The sequence below is a fragment of the Collinsella sp. wc0529 genome, from assembly GCF_046116875.1.
GTDB lineage: Bacteria > Actinomycetota > Coriobacteriia > Coriobacteriales > Coriobacteriaceae > Collinsella.
Map to the genome: position 1 here is coordinate 374158 of NZ_JBJXBO010000001.1, position 24394 is coordinate 398551.

Below are 24394 nucleotides of genomic sequence, written 5' to 3' on the forward strand. Positions count from 1 at the left end.
GCTGCCGTTGCCACTACCACAGCTGCCAACGCCGCTGCCGCTGCCTCTGCCGCCGCCGCAGTCTATCCCCCCAGCAGTTGCGGTGAAATAGTTCCTGTTTAAAGCCCCGTGACTTTAATTTAGGGACTATTCCACCGCAACTTATTGGGAGGTTAGCTAGTCCTTGGGTGTCCAGGACCAGAAGAAGTTGATAAGGGCCACACGCGAGGCGGTACCGGCCTTTTTGTTGATCGAGGAAATGTGGCGATAGAGCGTGGAGCGCGAAAGAAAGAGCGTTGTGGCGATGTCCTGAACGCTCTGGTCCGAAACGACCAAGACCTCAAGAATATCGCGCTCGCGCTCTGTAAGCCCAAAGGTGGCGACGAAGGCATCAAGGCGTTCATCGGACGTGAGCTCCGCTGCCTCCACGGGCTCGGGGTCGGAGCATGTGGGCGCAAGATCCCCACCAAGATCGTCGGTGGCAAGCGGCAGTCCGTCCCGCATCGCGGCATCATCGGCCCGTTGCCCCAACTGCCCCAGCAGCGTAATCGCAATGCCCACAAACATCACGAGCGCCGCACCGACCGCAGCCAGCACATTTTGACTCGAGATAATCGCCACTGCCGGCGCCGTCACGAACATCGAGCACACGTTGTTGACGACGCGACCCATGCACGGCCAAAAATATGACCAGCGCGCATAGAGCGAGACGGCGGCATATTTTGTGGTAAAGAACACCACGAAAAAGCCCAAGCCCAGATAAAAGATGATCGTGGCAGCAAGCTCGTTGCCGCCATTGCCATCGACGATGAGCACAAAGAACGAAAGCGTGGACAGTATGGCGGCACATGTCATGCCGATATTCATATACGAGCGGCCGTGCAGGTCAAATAGTGCGCCAGCGACCAACGAGCTCACGACAAGCAGCAGGCGCGGCCAATCGCCCAAATCGACGGCTCCGACAGCATGCAGGGTCGTGAAGCCCGCGTTGAGAGCGGCGAATACGCTGGAAAGATACGCCGTCGCCACGGTCAGGCGAACTACGGCGCGACGGAATGCCGCCTTTGCCTCGGGATCGTCATGCCACTTGGCGCCATATTCCAGAGCATCTACCGAAAGCCCGGCAGCACTGGGTTCAAAGTTGGGATCGGACTCGTCGCGCAGCTTGGCGCGTCGGGCACCGTGGAGCAACGCCACCTGCGCGATCGCACAGACGACCAGAACAGCCTGCTGAGGAATGCCGACAGGCACCACCATGTGGTTGAGAACCTGCACCAGAACGCCCATGGCGTAAGAAAGTGCGGCGGCGCGCGCCAAGCAGGGCGTTCGCGCAAAGCGCCTCGCAAAATTTGCATGAGCAGTCGATCCGCAGTAGCCCAGCGCGCAGCACGCCACCAAACCGCCGGTAATTACCACCTCAACCTGAACCGCCATAATCAACAGCAGCAATGCCGCCACCAGCAAAACGCCCGTGACGTCACTCGTCGCGTCAATGGCATGGGGACGGCGATAGCGATAGTACAGAATGGGACGCACAAAAAAGCCAATCACGCTCGCGCCGATGACAAGGCTCTCATAAATAACGACCTCGTTCGGAGACACGAACTCGGCCATGCGCACATCAAAAAGATACTCGCACGCCAAAAACGTGAAGAAGAACAGCACCAGGCATATAATCTCCCGAATGCCCCGACGCAAATATGCGGTTGTGTCTCCCATGCCCCTCATGGTTAACCCCCAGCCGCTCAATTGTCTGGAAATCTATTTTAATAAAGAACCAGTCTCAATATCGAAGCCAGGCTTGAAATGCTGCAAATTTGACCCCAGCCGTTCACGTCACACCGCGGTTTTGAGCCTCATGGACCAGAAGGGGCACGCGCGGCCTCTAGCTCGGCAAGGAGTGTCTCCAACTGCCACTCATTTAAGTACGTCCCCAATGAGTGCCCAATGACTACCCGCGGCAAGGAGTGTCCCTATGTGTCGGATGAAAAATGGGCCATGTGTCCCAGTTGTGGAGATTCCTTGAGCCGTCTGGGTATCGTGAAAGATCGCGCACTCCCCCATCATCAAAAGTGACACACGCTACCTGTTGATGGGAGGCAGCCATGGGCTTCTTTGACAAGATGTTCGAGAAGAAAGAGTGCGCGATTTGCGGTACCGAGCTGGGACTTTTGGGAAAGACCAAGATCAGCGAAGGCTACCTGTGCAAAGAGTGTGCCGGCAAGCTCTCCCCCTACTTCCACGGCTATCGCTCCAGCACCGCGGACGATATCCGCGAGCAACTCGCCTACCGCGAGGCCAATGCCGAGCGCCTGGCGTCGTTCAACCCCACGCGCACACTCTCGGCCGGGCGCACCAACATCATGCTCGACGAAGACGCGGGCCTGCTGATCATCACTTCGCAGAGCCGCTGGCGCGACGCCAATCCCGACATCATCGAGTTCTCGCAGGTACTCGGCTGCGATATGGATATCGACGAGCACCGCACCGAAATCTATCGCGAGACAAAAGACGGCGAGCGCGAGAGCTACAATCCGCCGCGCTACGACCTGGATTACGACTTTAACCTGACCATCCACGTCAACACGCCGTACTTTACCGAGATCAACCTGCGCGTGAACGACTCCACCATCGATCAGCGCGGTTCCATCGAATACCGCGAGGCCAAGCGCCAGGCAACCGAGGTCCGCGACGCGCTGGTGCAGCTGCGTCAGGAAACGCGCGACAGCGTCGTGGCCGCTAAGGCCCCCAAGACCGCGGTCACCTGCCCCTTCTGCGGTGCAACCACCATTCCCGATGCCAGCGGGCGCTGCGAATACTGCGGCGGCGCCATCGGCGCATAGCCTCCGGCAGGGAAAGGACCGATCATGGCCTTCGAGAGCGTCAACTATCAGTGCCCCGCGTGTGGCGGCCCCCTTCACTTTGCCAGTGCCGAGCAAAAGCTCGTCTGCGACTACTGCGATTCGCGTTTTGAAGTCGAAGAAGTCGAGGCCCTCTATCGCGAGCGCCAGGACAAGGCAAATGCCAAAGCCGATGCCGCAGCCGCGGCCCCCAAGCCTGCTGTCGACGATGCCGTGCAGGAGCTGGCTCAAAACGCCGGCTACATCTGCTCGTCGTGCGGCGCCGAGCTCGTGTCCGACGGCACCGTCGCCGTCACCACCTGCCCGTACTGCGGCAACTCCGCCGTGGCGCCCGGCCAGCTCTCTGGCGACTTCTCGCCCGACCTGGTGATTCCGTTTAAGCTCGGGCGCGATGACGTCACGGCCGCACTCAAGGAACACTACAAGGGCAAGATCTTGCTGCCCAAGAGCTTTGTCACCGGCAACCATATCGACGAGGTCCAAGGTGTCTACGTGCCGTTTTGGCTCTACGGCGCCCGCGTTGACGGCGAAGTGTACTTTGACGCGACCAACGAGACCGTGACCGAGGAATCCGATCGCACCGTCACGACCACCGACCACTACGATGCCTATCGCAAGGGCAATATCTCGTTTAAGCGCGTGCCCGTCGACGGATCATCCAAGATGCCCGACGGCCACATGGACGCCATCGAGCCGTTTGACTACGACGCACTGCGTCCGTTCTCGGTCGCATATATGCCCGGCTACATCGCCAACCGTTACGACGAGGACTGCGAGACTTGCAAGGCGCGCGCCGAGCGCCGCATGGAAGAAAGCACAATCTCGGTCCTGCGCGAGACCGTCGTCGACGAATACGACGATGCCACGGTCGAAAGCAAGCAGCTCGACTACACCTGGGAAGACAGCGACTACGCCCTGTTCCCCGTCTGGATGCTCTCCACCTCGTGGAACGGCAAGAGCTACCTGTTTGCCATGAACGGCCAGACCGGCCGCTTGGTCGGCGAGCTCCCCTGCTCCAAGCCCAAGCTCGCCATCGCCTCGGTGCTGTTCTTTATGATCGGATTTATCCTCTCCCAGATTCTCTTTATGGGGGAATACGCCTTCGATCCGGATTACCTCACCTTTGATATCGAGGGCATCCTCATCAATATCATCGCGCCGCTGATCATCGTGATTATCGGAGACGTGCTACTGGTAGGCCAGCTCAAGACGGCCAACGAAGCAACCTGTGCCGATGAGTATTGTGGCGAGCTCGACCTGACCGAGAAACACGACACCTTCAGCCACACCGAGACCACCGTTGTCATGAAAGACGACAAGGACGACTAAGCAATCCAACCAATACCACCCGGCCTTTGACGAGAAAGGAAGATCACCATGGGACTCTTGAAAGCTGGATTGGGAGCTGCCGGCGGCGTCATGGCCGACCAGTGGAAGGAATTTATCTACTGCGAATCGATGCCTGCTGACGTCTTGGCCTGCAAGGGCAGCAAACGCACCGGTGGCCGCAGCTCCAACACGCGCGGCGAGGACAACGTCATCTCCAACGGCTCGGTCATCGCCGTCAACGACGGCCAGGGCATGCTCGTGGTGCAAAACGGCAAGATCATCGAAGTCGCGCTGGAGCCCGGTGAGTTCGTCTTCGATACCGGCAGCGAGCCGAGCGTCTTTAGCGGCAACCTGGGCGATTCCATCAAGGAGACCTTCGCCAATATCGGCAGCCGCTTTACCTTTGGCGGCGACGCGGGCAAGGACCAGCGCGTCTACTTCATCAACACCAAGGAGATCATCGGCAACAAGTACGGCACCGCCTCGCCCGTGCCCTTCCGCGTGGTCGATAACAACATTGGCCTGGACGTCGACATCTCCGTGCGCTGCAACGGCGAGTATTCGTATCGCATCACCAACCCGCTGCTGTTCTACACCAACGTGTGCGGCAACGTGACCGATAGCTATACGCGCGACAAGATCGACAGCCAGCTTAAGTCCGAGCTGCTCACCGCTCTGCAGCCCGCCTTTGCCAAGATCTCGGAGATGGGCATCCGCTACAGCGCTATCCCCGGCCACACCACCGAGCTCGCCCGTGCGCTCAACGAGGTCCTCTCTGCCGACTGGCGTGACCTGCGCGGCGTCGAGATCGTGAGCTTTGGCGTCAACTCCATCGCCGCCTCGCAAGAGGACGAGCAGATGATCAAGGACCTGCAGAAAGCCGCGGTCATGCGCGATCCCACTATGGCGGCAGCCAACATTGCCAGCGCCCAGAGCGACGCAATGCGCGCGGCAGCCGCCAACCCCAACGGCGCGATGGCGGGCTTTATGGGCATGGGCATGGCAGGCGGCATGGGCGGTATGAACGCCAGCCAGCTGTTCGCCGCCGGCCAGGCACAGCAGCAGGCCGCCCCGCAGCCGGCTCCGGCTCCCGCCCCCGCACCGGCACCCGCTGCCGCACCTGTGGCCGGCGCATGGACCTGCAGCTGCGGCGCCACCAACACCGGCAAGTTCTGCTCCGAGTGCGGCAGCCCCGCACCCGCCCCGGCACCGGCCAAGTGGTTCTGCCCCAACTGCGGCAGCGAAAACGGCGGCAAGTTCTGCAGCAACTGCAGAACGCCCAGGCCCTAACCCCTCTATCTGGTAATTGGCGGGGGATCCGCCACCCCCGCATTTGCTTCTATGGGTTTCGTTCGATAAAGGAGGACACCATGAAGACAACGTTCAAAAAGTCCGCGCTCGCATTCCTGACATGTATCTTGGCGCTCGCCTTTGCCCTGACGGGCTGCAGCGGCGGCGGCAAAGACCCCAAGGCCAACTTCGTCGGCAGCTGGCAGTACTCGGGTGGAACCTTGGACGGCGAAGAGCTCACCGATGAGTACATGGATATGCTCAAGGAGTGGGGCCTCAACTGTATCCTGATCCTCGACGAAGACGGCACGGGCGTCCTCGACATGTTCCTTGAGGTCGCCGACCTGAAATGGGAGGCCAAGGACGCCACCACCGTAACGATTACCGCCGAAGATGAGTCGCACGACCTGAAGCTCAAGGACGACAAGCTCGTCCTGGAGGTGGACGGCGACAAGCTTATCTTTACGAAGTCCGACAAGGATCTGTCCGGTACGGTGAAGAAGGATCGCGAGAACGCCGAGAAGGAAGAAGAGATCGATGAGGCCGTCGAAGACGACGACGTCCAGAGCATCGAAATCTCCCCCGCCGTCACCGTCGCCGATGACGACCTGTGCACCATCACCATCACCGAGAAGTTCAAGGACGACTGGGGCGACATCGGCTTTGTCGTCAATATCACCAACAAGAGCGACAAGGACCTGACCTTCTACGCTCCTTCCGGCAAGACCAACGTCAACGGCACCATGAAGGAACCCTGGTTCTCGGCTCACCTGATGCCCGGCACCAACGCCACCGAGGAATTCACGTTCTCGAACGGCACGCTCGATAGCCTTGACGACCTCGTCAATACGACCATCGGCATCGACGCCTACCTGACCGATTCCTACGAGGACGTCGCCTCCTACAGCGCAACCATCGCGTAACGGCACGTAACATCAGCCGCGGATTGGCGGACACATCCGCGCACATGTCAGGCGGGGCCGCAGGAGATAATCCTGCGGCCCCGCCGCTTTATGCCGATGCGTAACGAGCGCTAGCGCTCCATGTTGGGAACGATGCTGCCCTCGGTCACCGCATGCACGGCAAGGCGCATGATGTTGTCGTAGCCGGTCTTGCTTAGGATCTCCGAGATGCGACGCTTGATGGTGCCCTCACTCATAAACAGCTCGGCCGCAATCTCGCGACGGCTCTTGCCCTCGCAGGCAAGGCGCAAAATCGACAGCTCGACATCGTCGAGTGCCGCCGTACCCGAAAAATGCTCTCGGGCGGCTTGGGAAACGTGCAATAGCCCGCCAGCGTAGAGCGCATCACGGCGAACAGCTCGTCGATACCGACGTTCTTGTACACAAAGCTATCGACGCCCGCCTCGCGGGCCTGATCGACAAAGGTGATCTCGGGCATGCCGGTCATGATAATGATGCGGCACTCGGGCAGCCGCTCCTTGATGCGCGCCGCCGCCACGATGCCGTTTGAATCGTGTTCGGTGCACACGTCCATCAGTATCATGTCCGGGCGCTCCTTGAGCGCGACACCCAAGGCCTCGGAGGCATCGGCGATCGCGGCGACGACGGTCATATCGGGCTGGTCGCCAACGGAGCGCGCCAGACTTTCGCGCAGAATGGCCTGGTCTTCGACGATTAGCACGCGAATCATGAGCTTCTCCTTTGGGACGTGTCGTTGGCGTTAAGCGGAATGGATACCGTAAGCGTAAAGGGCGGGGCGGCGTGGACCTCTAGGCTGCCACCCAGATTTTGCGCGACATGCCTCATGCCTGGGATACCCGTTCCCTCGCGATACGATACGGGGGCCGGGGACCCGTCGTTAGAAATCGTCATGCGCGCGACGGCGTCAGCATCTGCCCCCTCCTGCCACAGGCGCACATGGACCCGATGCGCCTGCGCATGCTTGGTGGCATTGGTCGAGGCCTCGCGGATAATCTGCAAAAATGCGGCAGCAACACGCGCGTCCTCAGGCAGTGCACCCTCAACATCGATCTGTACACTCACCAGGCCAAAAGCATGGACGATATCACCCAGCTGCTCTGCAGGCTCGCTGGCACCGTCACTACGCAAATCGGCGGCAATTGAGCGTAGCAACGGGTCAATCTGCTCGAGCGACTCATCGTCCAGACGCCCCTCCTCCAAATAGCGATGAAGAATGGACAGACGCTGCCCGATTACATCGTGAACGCGGGCACGCATACGTAGGTAGGCCGCATTGTCGGCAACCTTTTTGACTTCTTCGATCTGGGCCTGGAGTTCTTTGCCCGCAAGCTCAAGCAGGTGATTGGCTTGCGCCAGGCGGTCGTGGGCATGCGCATACTCCGTCACGTCCAGTCCGATAATGCGCTCAAAGAGGCGGCCCGAAACCATAACCTCGTCGTGCACAAATAGGCGAATCTCGGCGGGAGAAATCTCGATCACCGCGCGAGCCTCACCAAAACGGTCCAAGTTAATCCGCACACGGTTCCTACTGCTTTCGGGCATTTGCATGCTAAGTTTGCGCAGGTCGTTCCATGTGCTGCTCATGTCACACAGATCGGTAGGCATATGAAGTTCCACCAGGTTTTTGCGCATGCAGCGGTTCATGAGCAGCGGACGGCCCCTCGGGTCCAGATACAGGATGCCCACGGGAATCACGTTGATGGTCTCGATCGTCGAGAACGCGGTGATATCCTCCTGGCGGTTACGGACGTCCATCAAGAGCGCCGCGATGGAACGGAACAGGAAGAACGCTCCCTCTGCGATAAGGACAACGGTCCACGCCGAGCCCATGGCAAAAACCACCGGCGGTGTAACGGCGACAACAAGCAGCAGCTCGACCAGCATGACGGGGCGACGATAGCGCACCATAAGTGCCACGCCATAGGCAAAGATCGCGGCATTGAGCCACAACGCTCCGCCCATTGCCCTGGCGCAAACGTCAAGCGGCGCCACCAGATACGAGCCAGACGACGCGAATAAGATGAGCGCCGAAATCATCAGGTGAAGCACAAGACTCGCCTCGTAGGCGCAAATCACCTTACGGTTATAGGACGAGCGGCGCGATGCGATGAGCGGGACGTGGATCGTCTGCAGGCACGCAGCCAGGGCAAAGACAACATCGAGCGCAACGATTTGGGGAAGGATGAGCGAAATCTGCATCGTCACTCACCCGCCCTCGGCATCAAAACGATCATGCGCAGCTGGCCGGGATCGCCCTCAAGGCGGTATGCCACGTTGCGCCCTTGCAGAGCGCTTTCGAGCTCTTGCGCAGCGGGCGTCTGCGAAAGATCTTCATCATCGTTGGAAAAAAGCGTGGCGCGCAGCTCGACACTGCATCGGTCATGGTCGCCCAAGTGATACATAAGCGCCGGATGGTCGGTGGTGTAGGCAAAAAACGCAAAGTCATACACGCAGTCGTACAGGGCGCTTACCGTACTGGCGTGCATCGGGCGCCGTATGGCGATAATCGAGGCGCAATCGATATCGATGGTGCGCAGGTCGCTTGCGAGCTCGTTGGCAATGAGCTGAATGCGGTCGCGATCAAAACCGCTCTCCCCGTGCTGTGCCAACGTGAGCGACCCCTTGCGCTTGCAATAGGCGACGAGCATCTTGGCGCGCTGCAGCATGCGGTAACGCTCGTGCGAAGATGCCTCATCGGTCAACGGCGGCAGCGAGCTCAGCAGGTCGTACATCCCTTCGAGCGCGCGGGCAAGCGCCTGGTCTACGTCTTGGACCAGCAAGGTCTCGGCCTCTTGATCTGCCAGGTGCGTCTTAAGGTCGTAGTCGGCGGCGAGTAGCTCGTTTTGACGCTGCAGCTCCATGCGACGATGTGCCAGTTCACGGTTAAGCTCATTGAGCTCCGACACGTCTTGGGCAAGCAGGGCCGATCCGCCCAGCAGTGGAAAGGCACGGTACATCACATCGGGATCGGACGCCACGGCAAAGGCATGGGCGCGGCCGTGCTCCTGGGTCCGCAACTCCTCGCGCACGCCTACCGGCATTGGCTTTGACACCGGCGTGGCATAGACTTCCTGCAGGTCGCGCGTTAGAACTTTGAGGTCGAGCGGCAAGGTGTCGAAGATGCCGGCGATGTCGTGATACGACGGAATGACACCACAATCGAGACAGATTTCCATCGCCACCACGCACAGGACACAATAGACGAGCGAAAAGTTGAGCCTCCATGCCCAAGGCACGCGCAACGCATACGAGATGGCAAAGAATGCGCCGCCCAGCAGCACGAGCGCCGCCGTGCCCGAGAAACGCTGGATGCGAAAGGACGAGGACCGGCCCACCAGGATAAAAAAGGCCACGAAGTCAAAGGCCGTCCACACGAGGACGGCGAAATAACCCCAGCCGTACGTGTAATCGTTGCTCCAGGTGTCGATTGTGCGGTCAAAGCGGAAGACCTGCTGGTGAAAATCGTTGGTGAGCACAAATCCGATAAGCAGGATGGCCACAATCCACAGCGCAGCGCAGTAGCGACGACCCAGGCGGTGTTGTTCCAGGCCCGCAAGGCGCAGACCACACAACTGGTAGAGCAGCGGAATGAGCGTCATGGGCACGTAGTACAGGTACCACAGCACGGTGGCATAGAACGGCGTGAACGACTTGTACTTGAGAATGACTTCGATCATCCACAGGGCGCAGATGGTGGCGACGGCAACAAGGCGACGGCGCAACACATAGTCCAAACAGCGCAGATAGACCGACACGCCCCAGATCGAAAATACAATTGCGGCGACAAGCAGCGGGAGAGAGCTCGAATGGACGAGCGCATCCACGACCTCTTCGGACACCCCGCCATAGGCTGGCACGGCGTTAGAAAGTTTGGGGTCGAAGGCGAACAGTGCCGGCAAGACTGCCAAAAGCATGAGGAACATCGCGGTGATGACACCGGCGATAGCAAAGACGCGGTGGCGGTACACCTGATGTGTTATGCCAACAAGGAATCGCGGCATGGCGAAGAGCCTGCCGCCCCTGGGATCCGCCACGGGTGCGGATCGGGCGGCCGCGTTGCCGATATGTCGCTCGCGGGTACCCATAGTGCTTTTAGTGTACCGACAGATGGGTCGAAAAAGCGGGCCGCATGTCCCAAAATCCGCAGACGGCAAGGCGCCCGGCAGCCTCCCCCGTCTGGCACTTCCCGATATCCGCCCGCCCCAAACCACCGCAAAGGAGACAGGCACCTTTGTGGTGGTTTGGGGCGATGCGCTAGTCCACGGTGATGTCGAGGTTCTTGCCGATGAGACCTACGTAGCCGCCCTCGGCTGCCTTGGGGCTGTCAGCATGGCAGAGGACCCACTTGTCGGCCTTCCAGTAGCAGTAGCTGTCACCGGCGGCAGGCATGTCGGATGCAGCCTCGGGGCGCGGGCCGTTGGTGCCCGCCGGCAGCGCCACCATCACCTGGAAGCCGCCGTCATCGACCATGCAGGGCGTGTAGTGGAGCGTGGTGTTGAAGACTTCGACGACCGTACCCGCCGGCACGCGAAACGCCTTGACGCACGCGGTGTCGAGCTTGCCGTCCTCGATCTCCCAGCGATGCGCCACGAGCAGAATAAAGTCGCGCGCGCCCAGGTTGAACTCGCTCGCGCGGTGGTACTCCAGGCAGTTGAGACGCGTGTTGTGGCCGTTGCACCAGCCCAGCTGGAACGGACGGCCACCAAACATGAGAAAGCCAAGCTTGTCGGCATCCTTGACGTCCTCGAGCTCCGGCGCACTTGCTACGTACTTGCTGCCCTCGGGAATGGGCGTGGCAGAGAGCGCCTCGAGCACGGGCGACGTGAGCTCGGACGAAACGTTATCCCAAACGTTGCCATAGGATTTGAACTCGGGATCGGAAACAGAATAGATATGCATGTTCACTCCTGTTCGTAAATGTGACTATACGAACATTCTAGAACAAACATGAGCGATTTTGAACGCTCGTCCCGACCAATCAACAAAAAGGCGCCCCCGCATAAGCAAAGGCGCCCAATGCGCGCGTTTTGGGCGATAAAGCTCTTACGCCTGCTGATAGTGCAGATGCTTCTCGTCGATATCGGCCAGGTCGCGGTCGAGGTAGCGGCGCGCAAGCCAGTTAGCCATGGGGAGGTTCTGGTCCAGGTAGTTGCCGCACTCCTCGGGAGCGGCACCGGGGACATCGCCCTCGAAGCCGGCGACAAACTCAAACAGCTCGCGGACGAGCGGCAAGATCTTCTCGCTCGTCACCTCGCCAAACACGACCAGGTAAAAGCCCGTGCGGCAGCCCATGGGGCCAAAGTAGACAATGCGGCTCGACCACTCGGCATGATTGCGCAAGAACGTTGCACCCAGGTGCTCGATGGTGTGGCACTCGGCCGTGTTCATGACCGGCTCCTTGTTGGGCGTGGTCAGGCGCAGGTCAAACGTGGTGACGGCAGCACCGGTCGCCGGATCGCGGTCGATGCGGCTCACATACACGCCGGGCTCAAGCAGCAGATGGTCAACGGAAAAACTCGCGATGCGCTCCATGGCAGATCCTCTCGATAGTCAAATTGGGACGGGGCTCTTTTAGCTGGTTCGAATAGTCGCACCAATCATACCAGTCAAAAAAAGCCCCATCCAAAAAGACAACTTAGCCAAGGACACGGGCCATGCGCGTCTTGAACTCGGACAGGAAGCGCGGAGCGTCAACAGTCAGCGCCACGAGTGCGCTCTTGTCGGGGTCGGCCACACGGCGCTCATCGCAGATGGTGCGGCCGCGATACTCGCCGAGCAGGTCGACGCGCAGGTTACAGCCGAGCGCGCCCACGAGCGTGGGGTCAATCGCCACGGCGACGGCAAGCGGATCGTGCAGCGCACAACCACCCAGGTAGGGGGCGTTCATCTCGTACGAGCCAATATAGTGCTCCACCATGCTCGCAAACGCGCAACCGGCCATGGTGCCCGAGCCCGTCCAGCCGGCAATGTCGCGACGCGTGAGCACCACGCGATGCGTCACATCCAAACCCACCATAGTGAGCTTGCGGCCCGAACGCAGCACGGCGTCGGCCGCCTCGGGATCACTTGCCATGTTGGCCTCGGCGCCCGCGCTCACGTTGCCGGGCACGGTCAGGGCGCCGCCCATAATCACCACGCGGCCGATAGACATCACCGCTGCCGCATCGCGCTCCAGGGCAAGCGCCAAGTTGGAGAGCGGGCCGGTCGCTACGTAGACCAGATCGGGACCATAGGTGCGCGCGGCATCGATCAGATAATCGACCGCAGCGTTACCGTCGGCAGACGTCGCCCCCACCGGCTCGTAGGGCGACGACGGCACGCTCGCGCCGCCGATGCCGTTCTTGCCGTGAATGAGCGCGGTGGACGCCGGCGGCGTATAGGGCTCAGTCGCCTGCAGAGGACGGTCGGCACCCAGGTACACCGGCACCTCGGGACGACCCAACAGGTCGAGCACCGCCAAGCAGTTATGCGCCGACTGGTCGACGCGCACGTTGCCAAAGCACGTGGTAATGCCGACGAGCTCCACCTCGGGGCTCGCGATGGCATAGGCAAGCGCCATCGCATCGTCCACACCCATATCCAGATCAAGGATCAGCTTCTTAATTGCCATTGTTCTACTCCGCTTCTCCGTCTTGTACTAAATCGTCTAAATCAAACACGCGCTCAACTTCGGCTCGCGTGGGAATCGACTGCTGTGCGCCCAAGCGCGACACCGTCACCGCCGCGGCGCGCGCGCCCACCGCCATGCACTCAAAGAGCGGCAGGCCCTCCAGACGAGCTGCAGCAAGCGCACCGATAAATGTATCGCCCGCGGCCGTCGTATCGACCACCGCACTCGAAAGCGCCGGCATGCGCAGCAGCTCGCCGTCATCGCCAAGCGTAACCGACCCGGCGCCGCCCAACGTGATGACCGCAGCTCCAGCACCCTTGGCGAGCAGGGCATTGAGCGCCGCGACGCAGCTCGCATCATCCGCGGGCAAGATGCCCGTCAGCACCTGGCACTCAGTCTCGTTGGGGCAGACCAGGTCGACTGCAGACCAGACCTCCGCAGGCAACTCACAGGCAGGCGCTGGATTAAAGACCGTATAGAACCCCAGCTCGTGAGCGCAAACAAGCGCCTCGGCAGTCGCCGCAAGGTCACATTCGCCCTGGGCGATAAAGACGCTTCCGGCAGCCGGGGCAATCTCGCTGGCGTCGCCGTCGAGCTCATCGGCCACCAGGCGTCTCAGCGCGCGGGCAACGTCCTCGCCCGCAAGCGCATGATTGGCGCCCGGCGACAGCACAATGCGGTTGTCGCCCTCACAGCGAATGATGGTCGCCGTTCCCGTCTCCACATCATCACGACGCGCCACAAAGTCACAGTCCACGCCAGCATCTTGGAGCCCCGCCACGAGCGACGTGCCAAACGCATCGCGCCCGACCGCGCCGATCATGCACGTGCGCGCGCCCATGTGCGCAGCTGCCACGGCCTGGTTGGCGCCCTTACCGCCGGCATTGCTGATAAATCCGCTGCCGCCGACGGTCTCGCCCGCACGCGGCATGCGCTCGCACGCCACCGAAAGGTCCATGTTCATACTGCCGAACACCGCAACGATGCCGCAATCTGCCATGGAAACCTCCTCGTCCGCGAGCTCTGCACCCGCTGTTGGCCGTCAATCGTGCGCTCTCGCGCCTCTATAACTTTAGTTCACTTTGATGTGAACGCGCGCTTGAGCTTGCACCGGCAGCAAGCATTCACAGGAGCAGGCGGCTACAATGAAGGCGTGCTGATTATTCTCGTCATTGGATGAAGTTTTATGGAACAATTCCCGCGATCGAGCTCACGCAGCTCACGCCACGCGAGCGATCAACGAGCGCCGCACGAACGTTCGCGCGCTAACCGACAAGCCACCGAGCCGCGCCGCGCCGCAGACTCTCATCGCGTGCCCGCCAACAAGGGTGACCGCACCAACAGCGCCGCAAAAGAACAGGCGCCCACGCGCCCCAAGTCCCGCTACATTCCCGCGCTCGACGGTCTGCGTACGCTCGCCGTCGTCGCGGTGGTGCTCTATCACCTCAACCTCACGTGGGCTCAGGGCGGCCTGCTCGGCGTCACGATCTTCTTTGTGCTTTCGGGCTATCTGATCACGCGCCTGCTGCTCAACGAAGTCGCTAAGACCGGCCGCATCGATCTTAAAAGCTTCTGGATTCGCCGCATCCGTCGCCTGGTCCCCGCCGTGGTAACGGTAGTGTTCGTGACCTGCGCGCTGTGCACCATCTTTAACCACGTGATGCTCACCAAGATGCGCCCCGACATCCTGCCGTCGCTGCTGTTCTTCAACAACTGGTGGCAGATTGCCCAAAACGTCTCATACTTCAATGCTCTGGGCGACCCCTCGCCGCTCACGCACTTTTGGTCGCTTGCCATCGAGGAACAGTTCTACCTGATTTGGCCGCCACTGCTGTTTGCCATGGTATCCATGCATGTGAGCAAGCCCAACACGCGCCGCGTGGTTCTGGGCCTTGCCGCGGTATCTGCCCTCGCCATGATGGTGCTTTACAACCCTGCCGCCGACCCCAGCCGCGTGTACTACGGCACCGACACCCGCGTGTTCTCGCTGCTACTGGGTGCCTGGATGGCCTTTATCCCCGATCGCGACCTGGCGCCGGTGCGTCTCGCTCATCGTTTGGGGCTCAATCGCCTGGCTGGCGCCGCCAAGCGCGGCAAGAGCACCGAGGGCAAGCCTGGCGAGAAGGCCGACGAATCAGCCGAGACCGCCCCGGCACAGCCGAGCGCCCTCGTGCGCTTTTGGTCCTCGCCCGCATCCATCGATGTGTTGGGCGTCGTGGGTCTGGTTGGCCTTGCCGCCATGGTCGCGCTCACCAACGGCTATACCGCGTTCCAGTATCGCGGCGGCACGCTGTTATGCTCCATCCTCACGCTCATGGTCATCGCGGCCTGCGTGCAGCCCCAGGGAATGGTTGCCCGCGTGCTGTCCGCCAAGCCGCTCGTGTGGGTTGGCAAGCGCTCGTACAGCATCTACCTGTGGCACTATCCGCTGCTGTTGCTCATGAACCCGGTCGCCAACATCAACGATACGCCCTGGTGGCAGTACATCTTGCAGGTACTTGTGGTAGTCGCCGTAGCCGAGTGCTCTTATCGCTTTATCGAAACGCCGTTTAGGAAGGGCGCCTTCGGCCGCACCGTCACCGAATTCCGCAATGGCACCACCACGCCCGCCAACTGGGCACGCGCGCACGTCCCTGTCTGCGCAGCCTGCGCTGTCGTGTTGGTCGTTGCACTGGGCGGCCTGATCTTTGTGCCCGAGACGTCTGCGCTGAGCGGCGAGGGCGCCGAAGTTCTGAACAAGGAAGCCAAAAACACCGCGCCCACCGACCAGCAGGCGGCCGACGACACCGACAAGGACAACGACGGCTTCCCCGATGGCTCCTACGACCTGTTGATGATCGGCGACTCCGTGTCGCTGCGCGCCGTTGATTCCTTTGACGGCGTGTTCCCGCACAGCCATATCGATGCCGAAAAGGGCCGCCAGTTTGATGCGGGCCGCGCGACATTTGAGGGCTATATCCAGCAGAACCTTGCCGGCAAGATCGTGGTCTTTGCCCTGGGCACCAACGGTTTGGTAACGGACGCCCAGGTCGACGCGATCATGGCCGACGCCGGCGAGCAGCGCATTGTCGTGTTTGTAAACACGCGTAGCCCGCAGCCGTGGGTCGGGTCCACAAACCAGGCCATCGCCAACGCCGCCACGCGCTACAAGAATGTACGCGTTATCGACTGGTACGGGCACAGCGCCAACCGCAACGACCTGTTCGACGGCGACGGCACGCACCTGTCGGCCACCGGCGTGACCGAGTACCTCAACCTGATCCACGATGCCGTCAAGAAGGACCTGCCCGTGCATCCCGAGGATCACGTTAACGATCCGCAGCCGGCAGCCGTCAAGTCTGCCACCGACGCACTCGTCAATGCGCTCGCTCTCAAGCCGCACAAGCTGGGCACCGACAAGTAACCTGCAGCGCAAACTTCCCACATCCGGAGGGGGTGTCTGCCACGGCAGACACCCCCTCCGGCAGTTAGGGACACTCCTGGCGCAGCCAATGAAGACCTCTACGGATGAATTCCAGGCCGCTCCGTCGCTCCAGACATCGTTTCCGCGCCTCGTGCGGTAGCGCACAGAGATGTGGTGTAAGAGGCGGGGCATGCCCCGCCTCCGCCCTTTCTTGAAAGGGAGGGGACACCGCCTAGAATTCGTCGTTGGAGTAATGAAGGTGACGAATGGAAGGAAAGGCGATGCCCCAAGAAGAGAGTGTACTGCGCCTCGGTCGCGACGAGGCCCTCGAGGCGGCGAGGCTTTGGCAGGAGTGCGGCGACGCGCGCGAGTTCGCGTGCAGGGTGCTGGGCGGCGTGATGAACGCACTGATGGACTCCGAGGCCCAGCAGATGTGCGGCGCGAGCCGCAACGAGCGCAGCGACGGCAGGGAGAACAGCCGCAACGGCTACCGCCCCAGGTCGCTCAAGACCGCCGTGGGCGACGTGGAGCTCGAGATACCCAAGCTCAGGCACGGCACCTACTACCCCGAGGGCATGCTCGCGCGATGGTCGCGCGTCGACACCTCGGTGGCCGCCATCGTGCAGGAGATGTACGTGTGCGGCGTGTCCACCCGCAAGGTCGAGCGCGTGGCGTCCAAGCTGGGCATATCCTCGCTGTCGAGCTCGGAGGTCTCGAGCCTCTGCTCCGACCTCGACGCCGAGGTGGCGGAGTTCCGCCGCCGCGACCTTTCGGGCACGCCGTGCTGCTACCTGTGGCTCGACGCCACCTACATGAGCTGCAGGGTCGGCTCGTCGGTCGTCTCGCAGGGCGTCGTGACCGCGATCGGGCTGGGCGCCGACGGGCGCAAGCACTTCCTGGGCTGCGACGTGGTCGACACCGAGAGCGAGGACTCCTGGGCGGCATTCCTCGGCGGGCTGCGCGAGCGCGGGCTGGCCGGCGTCCGCCTCGTGGTCTCCGACAGCCACGCCGGGCTCGTGGCCGCCGTCTCGCGCCTGTTCCAGGGCTGCGCCTGGCAGCGCTGCGTGACGCACCTGCAGCGCAACCTCCAGAGCGCCTGCTCGGGCAGGCCCGAGGACTCCAAGGCGGCCGTCAGGGACCTCGTGCACGCCGCGGTCTACCAGGACGACCCCGACCTCGCGCGCTGCGTGTGGGCCGAGGCGGCGCCCTGGGTGGCGTCGGTGTCCGCCAGGGCCGGCGAGGTCTTCGAGCAGGCCGAGGACTCCGCGCTGGCGTTCACGGCCTTCCCCAGGGCGCACTGGGCCAAGCTCCGCACCAACAACGTCCAGGAGCGCGCCAACCGCGAGATCAAGCGCCGCTACAGGGTCGTGCAGTCCTTCCCCTCGAGGGAGTCGATGCTGCGCCTGACGTGCGCGAGCCTCATGGAGACCGAGGGGCAGTGGTCCCAGCAGCGCGTGTTCTCCGAGGCCTCGGCCGCCGAGGGCTTCGCCGAGACCGCGGACAGGCCGGCCCCGACAGAGGGGAGGCGCCGCGCGCTCGGGCGGCGCGCCAGGGAGATAGTGGACGAGATAGTCGAGAAGCGCGGCCTCAAGAAGGAGTAACATCGGGGCTTGCAGCGACGGACCTCAGGACACTCTTACACCACGTCTGCGCGCGCCACCCCTACAACCCCCTAAAGCAGCCAACCTGACTGGTTTAAGGCGTATTGAAGCCAATTTTAATGAACATACTATAGGCTATGTTCATTATCTTTTAGGATGTAAATGCTATTCACTTAGCAACAGTACTCATATTTGGCATTTTTTGTCCATTGCTATATAACTAACACCCTATAGCAGACAAAAAACAGGCCGCGCCCCATCGCTGCGGCCTGTTCGGAAGCAAAAGTGGGCGTTAAGCGCTGTAGCCCATCGCTTGCAGGACAAACATGACGACCGTGAGCACCGTAATCACGGCGATAGTCGCCCAAGTGAGCATGTTCCACACGCGACCGTTGCGGTTGGCACCCATAATGTGACGGTCGGCCGCGATAACCACCTGGAATACCAAGACTACAGGCAGCAGCACGCCATTGATGACCTGCGAGGTCATCATAATCTGGAACAGATCGACGCCGGGCATAAGCACCAGCACGGCAGAGATACCGATGATGGCCGTAATGATGCCGCGGTAAACCGGGGCCTCGTCCCAGCTGCGGTCGGCACCGCGCTCCCAGCCAAATGCCTCGCAGATAGCGCTCGACGTAACGCCCGGCAGCACGCAGGCGGCCAAGAAGCTCGCCGCGACCAGCCCCGAGGCAAACAGCACCGTGGACCACTGGCCCGCGATGGGCTCCAATGCGCGGGCGGCATCGGCAGCGTCGCTAATCTGAATACCCGCGGGGAACAGCACCGTACCGGTCGTGATGATAATAAAGCCGGCGATGACATCGGCAGCAATCGAGCCGCTCACGGTGTCGATGCGCTGCAGCACGATATCGTCCTCGCCCGCATTCTTATCGACCACGTTGTTCTGCGCCAAGAAGATCATCCACGGCGCGATGGTGGTGCCGATCGTTGCGACCACAAGCGACACGTAACTGGGGTCGTTTTGGATGTTGGGCACAACCAGGTCGACCGCCACCTCGCCCCAGCTGGGACCAGCCATAAATGCAGCGACGATGTAGGTCACAAACACGCAGCTCACCAGCAGCAGAATCTTCTCGATGCGTTGGAAGCTGCCCGACATGGTAAGCATCCAAACCAGCAGCGCCACCAGCGGCACCGAGATGCTCGCTGGCACGCCAAAGAGGGCAAGGCCGCTCGCGATACCCGCAAACTCCGAGATGGTCACGGCCGTGTTGGCGATCAGCAGCGCCGCCATGGCCAGCACGCTCCTGCGCACGCCAAAGCGCTCGCGGATGAGCGAAGCCAGGCCCTTGCCTGTGACGCAGCCACAACGCGCCGCAGTCTCCTGCGTCACGATGAGCAGCACGGTCATGACAGGAAGCATCCACAGCATCTTGTAGCCATAGCTGGCACCGGCGCTGGAATACGTGGCGATGCCGCCGGCGTCATTGCCCGAAAGCGCCGCCAGAAGGCCAGGGCCCATGGCGCCAAAGATGGCCGCGATGGTCAGCTTTTGCTTGGTGCTCGCCTTTTGCTTCGTGTTTTGCACGCGACCACCTAGCCAATGACCGACATGGTGAGCAGCACTGCGGCGATGCAGTACGCCACGCATGAAATCATGACGGCAATGACGTTCATGGCGGTACCCGACGTATTGAGGTCGTGCTCGTCACGCCAGAACAGCACCATCAGGTAAATCACGGCGCTCATGTTGCCAATCAGGCAAACGATGGCCGCAATGTTAAAGCAGCCGGTAAAGAGCTGCTCTTCAAACATGGACGCGTCGGGGAATGCGGCGGTGCGCACCAGCTGGGCGCACAGGTAGGTCACGAGCGACAGAATCAGGCCCATGCCCGTGCTCTGGAAGAAGAACCCCAGATACGGCTTGGGCTCATCGTCATGGCCGTCGTACTCCAGGAAGTAGTTCTTGACGAACGACACCATACGCGAGGCAGCCAGCAGCACGAGCGGCATGGCGCACATGGGGAACACCACCAGATGCGCAGAGCCCAGCGCCGTCCCCAGCACTGTTGCCATGATGCACGAGGCAATACCCCACACGACAACCCAGTACTGGCGATGCACAAACCAGCTGAGCACATTCGTCGAGTCGTCGGACGCGCTATCGCCCGAACCGACGCCTGCGATCTGCAGGTCCTCCTGGTGCTCCTCGGCGATAACGTCCATGGCGTCGTCAAAGGTCACGATACCCAAGATGTGACGGTTCTCGTCGCAAACGGGGATGGCGACCAGGTCGTACTTGGTCATCTCGTCCGTTACGTCTTCCTGGTCATCGTCGGGCGACACATACACCAGGTCGCGATAGGCCAGCTGGCCCAGCGTGGCATCGCGGTCGGCCACGATGAGCGTGCGCAGCGAAAGCACGCCGGTGAGCATGCCGCTCGGATCCTCGGTATAGACGTAATAGACACTCTCGAAGTCCTCATCGAGTTTGCGAATCGCCTCGATGGCATCGCCGACCGTCGCCGTGGCGGGCAGCGAGACAAACTCCGAGGTCATGATGCGACCGGCGGTGTTGTCCTCATAACCCAGCAGGTTACGAATCGCCTTCTCCTCCTTGACGCCCATCAGGCGCAGGAGCTTCTCGGCCTTCTCGTAATCGAGCTCGTCGATCAGGTCAGCTGCATCGTCCGGGTCCATCATGGCCAGCATCGACGATGCGTCCGTGTCGGACAGGCCCTCGAGCATCTCGGTCATAAGCTCGTCGTCATCGAACTCCGAGATGGCCTCGGCGGCCTGGGCAGTATCGAGCTGCGCAAACACCTGCGCACGTAGGCGCGGGTCGAGCTGCTCGATAATATCGGCGATGTCGGCAGGGTGCAGCTCGCCGAGCGTCTTGTGCGACACCGAAAGTTGAATGTTCTTGGTCGAGCGGTCGAGCAGGTCCATGTAGGACCAAGCGATGATGTCCTCACTGAGCGGCTTGCCCAGGTGCTTCATAAAGCCTTCGACGATATGCTCGAGCGCGGGGCTGATGGCGCGTAGCAGACCGCGGGCACCGACCTCGGCGCCCAGCAGGCGCAGCTGATTTTCGCCCGACATGGAAAACTTGATGTCGTTTACGCGCACGACCTTCATGCCCTGCGTGTCGACAATCTGCTTGTTGAGCACGTCGCGGGCAAGCAAGAGTTCGGTCGGCTGCAGGTACGAAAAACGGATTTCGGTGGCCGACGTCTTAAGGTGTACACCCGTCTCGTCGATACGGTCGACCCATTTGCGCCAGCTGATCATAAACGGCGTCTTGCCGGGACCGCGGAACGCGAGCGACGTCACGTGCGGAAAAACTTCGCCGGTAGCAATACCAAAATCGTTCACCACGCCGAGCTTTTCTCCATCGACGTCCAAGACCGGCAATTTGAGCATCTCACTCAGATAATTCAATGGTGCTCCCCATCATTATTCCTCCGGACGCGGCCGCATGTGCGACGTCCGGGGGCTTCTGGATATGTATACGCATGCGCGGGCGGCACGCCGCTCGACGCTTACACCCCGTGCATGCGCAAAAAGCACCTGCATGGGGTCATCGACTGTATGGTCGAGGTTTGGATTTCACCTGTAACCTTTCTCTTGACCCTCATTAACCGCAGTAACTATAGCATCAGCATCGCCCTGCGGCATCGAATTTATGCGCTGCACATTGCAGGCATACCAAACGCTGACGCATCCGTGACATAGTCATTGGGGACGTTCTTAAATGACTACCCAATGACTACTCTGTGGTATCTTCGTCCTCGGCAAGTTGGGGGAACACGGCGTCCTTGGGCATGGTGACCTTCGTCAGCGAGGTGAGCTTTTTACTCAATGCCGTGTCCGTCTTGACCAGGTCGCTGAGCGTCACGATCTTGTAGCCGTCGGCGACAAGGCCATCGATAATCTGCGGCAGCGCCTCGAGTGTCTGCTCGGCGCATTCGTCTCTATCGGTGAGCAGCACGATATTGCCCGGCGTCACCGAATCGAGCACCGTCGAGACCTGCTCGTCGGCACCGTTGAGCAGCCAGTCGCCCGAGTCGATATTCCACGAGACCACGGCGGAGACCAGGTCCATCGCATCAATCCAGTTTTGCTCGTCAAAGGCAGCGTAGGGAGCACGCAGCAGCATCGTCTTCACGCCGGTCGCCGACTTAATCGCATCGGTGCCTTTCGTGATCTGTTCGCGTACCGCCTCACGGTCCTCGCCCTTGAGCGAATCGTCGCTGTAGCTGTTGGATCCGATCTCGCACCCGGCATCGACAATCGCCTTGGCCGTGGCAGGCGAGGCCTCGGCCGCATCGCCCGAAAGGAAGAACGTCGCGGTGACGCCCTTTTCCTTGAGCACCTGCAAGATCTGCTTGGTAGCGCCGCTCGGACCCTCGTCAAACGTCAGCGCCACGTACTTTTTGTTGCCCTTGGGCGCCACGCTGGCGCACGCAACGACGCAATCGGTGGCGGGCACAACCTCGCCGCGGTCTTGCGTCTTGCCCGACTGCTCACCAACCCACACCTCGGATCGGCCCTGGACACCCCATGTCTGCACATACTCGATAGCGCCCGTGCCCTCGATCTTGAGCTTGGGCTCGATAACCGCAGCCTGAACCTCGTGCTTCTCGTAGGTGTTACGGCCATCCTTGACCGTCACCTTCTCGCCGCCCTCAAGTTCGCGACTATCCCATTTGCCTTGCTTCACGCGCTTGCCGTCGACCTTCACCGACAGCTTTTCGCCGCCATGGCGCTTGAGCACGCTGTCGTCGACGGCCAGCAGATCGCCGGCGTCGTACGTTTCGGTCAGGCTTTGATCGTCGATAAGATTCTGCAGCGTAGAGCCCACGCGCACCGCGGTCTTCCGGCCGTTGAGCTCCACGTCCACGCTGCGGTTGACGTAGCCCACGACGGCAGCGATAAACAGCACGAGTGCACAACCCACGGCGATAAGCGCGTAGGGCAGGCGAGACGAACGACGGGGTGTGCGGCTGTTGCCGATGCGCGCACTGCGATCGCTAAACCCGCGGCTATGGTTGAGGTACATCGCGCCGGGCTTACGGTGACGCTTGCGCTGACCGCTGGGCAGCTGCCCCAGGTCGCGGCGCGCCGTCGGACGCGCACCCGAACGCCCGTTTAAGTTGGATCCGTTTTGGCGCATGTGCCCTCCCCCATAAACACAGCAAGCCGGAGCAACAGGTCTCCGGCTTGCCTCCCATCATTTGGTACGTCGCTATTTTGTAGCTTTTGACGAGCCTCCGCTCGCCTTTTGGTATTCGTCCTTAAAGGCCTTGAACATGCCGCGCGTCTTGCCGAGCTGCTTGCCCAGTGCGCGACTGCCCTTGTCCACGGCAACCGATCCCTTGTCGTCGAGCACCTTGGCGCCCTTTTTGACCTTGTCGCCCACCACGACGCTGGCCTCGGCGGCCTTGGCAGCCGCACCGCCCGAATACCCGAGCGACTTGACCTCGTCCGAAACGATCATTGCGCCGTCCGCATAACCGCGCAGCATCGTCGGCGGCACCTGCGTGTCACCAACCAAAACACTCGAAGCAGCACCGGCGGTCACATAGAATGCCTGCACGATGCCCGAACGCGGCTTGAACTCCACATCCGAGCAATAGCCCACGACGTCGCCCGATTCCGTGCGCACGTCCATACCGACCCAGATGATGCAATCGTCCAGGTTGATGTCGAGGCGCTTGGCGGCGGCGGCATCGTACGTGTCCTTGACGTCATCGACCGCAATGGCGCCCTCGTAGACACCAATGGCGTCGAGCGCTACGAATCGATCGGGACGCTCGATCATGCCCGCGATATCGGACTGGCGGACCATAAAGCCGACCACGCGCGTACCGCCCGGGGTAAAGACCGGAAAGTGAATCTTTCCGAGCTTTTTAGGGCTGCGCGGCGTGCCGTCCTTTTTGGTGCGCTTGTCCTCGGTAGGCTTGCGATAGATCTTGGCGCCGACAAAATCCCCGGCGCGCATTATGCCTCGGTCGAGGGCTCCGCAGCCTCGGTATCAGCCTCGACGGCATTCTCGACCACGACGTCGGCGGCAGGCGTCACGTTGCCACCCGAAATGGCGTCGTTGAGCTGCTCGCGCAGCTGGTCCATGCGCTCGCGGGCCAGGTCGACCTTGGCGCGCAGGTCGTCGGTCTTGGCGTCGACCATCGGGCCAAAGTCATTCACCGCAGCACGGGCCTCCTCGGCGCTGTGCTCGTAGGTGTCGCGCATATTGTCCCAGGCGTCGTTGGCGATATCGGCAGCCATGGCGCGGGTCTCGGCGCCCGAGCGCGGGGCCAGAGCAACGCCGACAATAGCGCCGGCAGCGGCACCAAAAAGTGCGCCGGAGACAAAGCTGAAAGTCTTACCCATGATCATTCCTCTCCTGC

The 24394-nt window shown here is 61.4% G+C and carries 20 protein-coding genes; 6 read left to right on the top strand and 14 right to left on the bottom strand.

The window, feature by feature from the left end:
* Positions 1–156 precede the first annotated feature (156 nt).
* Entirely contained in the window at positions 157–1698 is a 1542-nt protein-coding gene (locus ACKUTP_RS01570; protein ID WP_409063403.1) for a LuxR C-terminal-related transcriptional regulator, read from the bottom strand.
* 386 nt (positions 1699–2084) lie between these two features.
* Between ACKUTP_RS01570 and ACKUTP_RS01575 the strand changes: the two genes are divergently transcribed.
* From ACKUTP_RS01575 to ACKUTP_RS01590, 4 genes are all read left to right on the top strand, one after another.
* Complete coding sequence (locus ACKUTP_RS01575) at positions 2085–2822, top strand: DUF4428 domain-containing protein (RefSeq protein WP_138340566.1); 738 nt, start codon at positions 2085–2087, stop codon at positions 2820–2822.
* Positions 2823–2846: 24 nt separating this feature from the next.
* Positions 2847–4169, top strand: coding sequence for a hypothetical protein (locus tag ACKUTP_RS01580; RefSeq protein ID WP_409063404.1), 1323 nt, complete (start codon positions 2847–2849; stop codon positions 4167–4169).
* Positions 4170–4217: 48 nt separating this feature from the next.
* Positions 4218–5459, top strand: coding sequence for an SPFH domain-containing protein (locus tag ACKUTP_RS01585; protein ID WP_409063405.1), 1242 nt, complete (start codon positions 4218–4220; stop codon positions 5457–5459).
* Between the two features lie 80 nt (positions 5460–5539).
* Positions 5540–6382: a hypothetical protein gene (locus ACKUTP_RS01590; RefSeq protein WP_409063406.1), complete on the top strand. Its 843-nt coding sequence runs from the start codon at positions 5540–5542 to the stop codon at positions 6380–6382.
* Positions 6383–6492: 110 nt separating this feature from the next.
* Here ACKUTP_RS01590 and ACKUTP_RS01595 read toward each other — a convergent pair whose 3' ends face one another.
* The 8 genes from ACKUTP_RS01595 to ACKUTP_RS01630 all read right to left on the bottom strand — a co-directional run bounded on the left by ACKUTP_RS01595 (position 6493) and on the right by ACKUTP_RS01630 (position 14013).
* The gene (locus ACKUTP_RS01595) at positions 6493–6672 is read right to left on the bottom strand and encodes a response regulator transcription factor (protein ID WP_409063407.1); all 180 of its coding nucleotides are present in this window, start codon (positions 6670–6672) and stop codon (positions 6493–6495) included.
* Positions 6615–7112 carry a response regulator transcription factor gene (locus tag ACKUTP_RS01600; protein WP_409063408.1) on the bottom strand — a complete coding sequence of 166 codons (498 nt, stop codon included), beginning with the start codon at positions 7110–7112 and terminating at the stop codon, positions 6615–6617. Before ACKUTP_RS01600 ends, ACKUTP_RS01595 begins: the two co-directional genes overlap by 58 nt.
* The gene (locus tag ACKUTP_RS01605) at positions 7109–8602 is read right to left on the bottom strand and encodes a sensor histidine kinase (protein ID WP_409063869.1); all 1494 of its coding nucleotides are present in this window, start codon (positions 8600–8602) and stop codon (positions 7109–7111) included. Before ACKUTP_RS01605 ends, ACKUTP_RS01600 begins: the two co-directional genes overlap by 4 nt.
* Before the next feature lie 2 nt (positions 8603–8604).
* On the bottom strand, positions 8605–10404 hold the full coding sequence (locus ACKUTP_RS01610) for a histidine kinase N-terminal 7TM domain-containing protein (protein ID WP_409063409.1): 1800 nt from the start codon (positions 10402–10404) through the stop codon (positions 8605–8607).
* Between the two features lie 253 nt (positions 10405–10657).
* Positions 10658–11302 (bottom strand): DUF4867 family protein, encoded by a 645-nt coding sequence (locus ACKUTP_RS01615; RefSeq protein ID WP_409063410.1) that lies wholly within the window; start codon positions 11300–11302, stop codon positions 10658–10660.
* A gap of 144 nt (positions 11303–11446) precedes the next feature.
* Positions 11447–11935: an S-ribosylhomocysteine lyase gene (locus ACKUTP_RS01620; RefSeq protein ID WP_409063411.1), complete on the bottom strand. Its 489-nt coding sequence runs from the start codon at positions 11933–11935 to the stop codon at positions 11447–11449.
* Between the two features lie 103 nt (positions 11936–12038).
* Entirely contained in the window at positions 12039–13013 is a 975-nt protein-coding gene (locus tag ACKUTP_RS01625) for a nucleoside hydrolase (RefSeq protein ID WP_409063412.1), read from the bottom strand.
* A 4-nt stretch (positions 13014–13017) separates the two neighbouring features.
* Entirely contained in the window at positions 13018–14013 is a 996-nt protein-coding gene (locus ACKUTP_RS01630) for a ribokinase (RefSeq protein ID WP_409063413.1), read from the bottom strand.
* A 186-nt stretch (positions 14014–14199) separates the two neighbouring features.
* On the opposite strand from ACKUTP_RS01630, the gene ACKUTP_RS01635 reads away from it, so the two are divergent.
* On the top strand, positions 14200–16416 hold the full coding sequence (locus ACKUTP_RS01635; RefSeq protein WP_409063414.1) for an acyltransferase family protein: 2217 nt from the start codon (positions 14200–14202) through the stop codon (positions 16414–16416).
* A gap of 266 nt (positions 16417–16682) precedes the next feature.
* Positions 16683–18017: an IS256 family transposase gene (locus tag ACKUTP_RS01640; protein ID WP_409063237.1), complete on the top strand. Its 1335-nt coding sequence runs from the start codon at positions 16683–16685 to the stop codon at positions 18015–18017.
* A gap of 292 nt (positions 18018–18309) precedes the next feature.
* Here the strand turns inward: ACKUTP_RS01640 and ACKUTP_RS01645 are convergent, their stop codons facing one another.
* The 5 genes from ACKUTP_RS01645 to ACKUTP_RS01665 all read right to left on the bottom strand — a co-directional run bounded on the left by ACKUTP_RS01645 (position 18310) and on the right by ACKUTP_RS01665 (position 24377).
* The gene (locus tag ACKUTP_RS01645; RefSeq protein WP_409063870.1) at positions 18310–19506 is read right to left on the bottom strand and encodes an Nramp family divalent metal transporter; all 1197 of its coding nucleotides are present in this window, start codon (positions 19504–19506) and stop codon (positions 18310–18312) included.
* 74 nt (positions 19507–19580) lie between these two features.
* Positions 19581–21425, bottom strand: coding sequence for a magnesium transporter (locus ACKUTP_RS01650; RefSeq protein ID WP_409063415.1), 1845 nt, complete (start codon positions 21423–21425; stop codon positions 19581–19583).
* Positions 21426–21753: 328 nt separating this feature from the next.
* A complete protein-coding gene (locus ACKUTP_RS01655; protein ID WP_409063416.1) occupies positions 21754–23160 on the bottom strand; it encodes a polysaccharide deacetylase family protein in 1407 nt (468 codons plus the stop codon).
* A 72-nt stretch (positions 23161–23232) separates the two neighbouring features.
* Positions 23233–23988 (bottom strand): hypothetical protein, encoded by a 756-nt coding sequence (locus ACKUTP_RS01660; RefSeq protein WP_006235736.1) that lies wholly within the window; start codon positions 23986–23988, stop codon positions 23233–23235.
* A complete protein-coding gene (locus ACKUTP_RS01665; protein ID WP_035136593.1) occupies positions 23988–24377 on the bottom strand; it encodes a YtxH domain-containing protein in 390 nt (129 codons plus the stop codon). The genes ACKUTP_RS01660 and ACKUTP_RS01665 overlap by 1 nt, the downstream gene beginning before the upstream one ends.
* Positions 24378–24394 lie beyond the last annotated feature (17 nt).

Excerpts from the sequence above, each read along its gene's own strand:
- ACKUTP_RS01570 (WP_409063403.1), bottom strand. The coding sequence starts at position 1,698 with ATGGGAGACACAACCGCATATTTGCGTCGGGGCATTCGGGAGATTATA.
- ACKUTP_RS01575 (WP_138340566.1), top strand. The coding sequence starts at position 2,085 with ATGGGCTTCTTTGACAAGATGTTCGAGAAGAAAGAGTGCGCGATTTGC.
- ACKUTP_RS01580 (WP_409063404.1), top strand. The coding sequence starts at position 2,847 with ATGGCCTTCGAGAGCGTCAACTATCAGTGCCCCGCGTGTGGCGGCCCC.
- ACKUTP_RS01585 (WP_409063405.1), top strand. The coding sequence starts at position 4,218 with ATGGGACTCTTGAAAGCTGGATTGGGAGCTGCCGGCGGCGTCATGGCC.
- ACKUTP_RS01590 (WP_409063406.1), top strand. The coding sequence starts at position 5,540 with ATGAAGACAACGTTCAAAAAGTCCGCGCTCGCATTCCTGACATGTATC.
- ACKUTP_RS01600 (WP_409063408.1), bottom strand. The coding sequence starts at position 7,112 with ATGATTCGCGTGCTAATCGTCGAAGACCAGGCCATTCTGCGCGAAAGT.
- ACKUTP_RS01605 (WP_409063869.1), bottom strand. The coding sequence starts at position 8,602 with ATGCAGATTTCGCTCATCCTTCCCCAAATCGTTGCGCTCGATGTTGTC.
- ACKUTP_RS01610 (WP_409063409.1), bottom strand. The coding sequence starts at position 10,404 with ATGCCGCGATTCCTTGTTGGCATAACACATCAGGTGTACCGCCACCGC.
- ACKUTP_RS01615 (WP_409063410.1), bottom strand. The coding sequence starts at position 11,302 with ATGCATATCTATTCTGTTTCCGATCCCGAGTTCAAATCCTATGGCAAC.
- ACKUTP_RS01620 (WP_409063411.1), bottom strand. The coding sequence starts at position 11,935 with ATGGAGCGCATCGCGAGTTTTTCCGTTGACCATCTGCTGCTTGAGCCC.
- ACKUTP_RS01625 (WP_409063412.1), bottom strand. The coding sequence starts at position 13,013 with ATGGCAATTAAGAAGCTGATCCTTGATCTGGATATGGGTGTGGACGAT.
- ACKUTP_RS01630 (WP_409063413.1), bottom strand. The coding sequence starts at position 14,013 with ATGGCAGATTGCGGCATCGTTGCGGTGTTCGGCAGTATGAACATGGAC.
- ACKUTP_RS01635 (WP_409063414.1), top strand. The coding sequence starts at position 14,200 with ATGGAACAATTCCCGCGATCGAGCTCACGCAGCTCACGCCACGCGAGC.
- ACKUTP_RS01640 (WP_409063237.1), top strand. The coding sequence starts at position 16,683 with ATGGAAGGAAAGGCGATGCCCCAAGAAGAGAGTGTACTGCGCCTCGGT.
- ACKUTP_RS01645 (WP_409063870.1), bottom strand. The coding sequence starts at position 19,506 with ATGGGCCCTGGCCTTCTGGCGGCGCTTTCGGGCAATGACGCCGGCGGC.
- ACKUTP_RS01655 (WP_409063416.1), bottom strand. The coding sequence starts at position 23,160 with ATGCGCCAAAACGGATCCAACTTAAACGGGCGTTCGGGTGCGCGTCCG.
- ACKUTP_RS01660 (WP_006235736.1), bottom strand. The coding sequence starts at position 23,988 with ATGCGCGCCGGGGATTTTGTCGGCGCCAAGATCTATCGCAAGCCTACC.
- ACKUTP_RS01665 (WP_035136593.1), bottom strand. The coding sequence starts at position 24,377 with ATGGGTAAGACTTTCAGCTTTGTCTCCGGCGCACTTTTTGGTGCCGCT.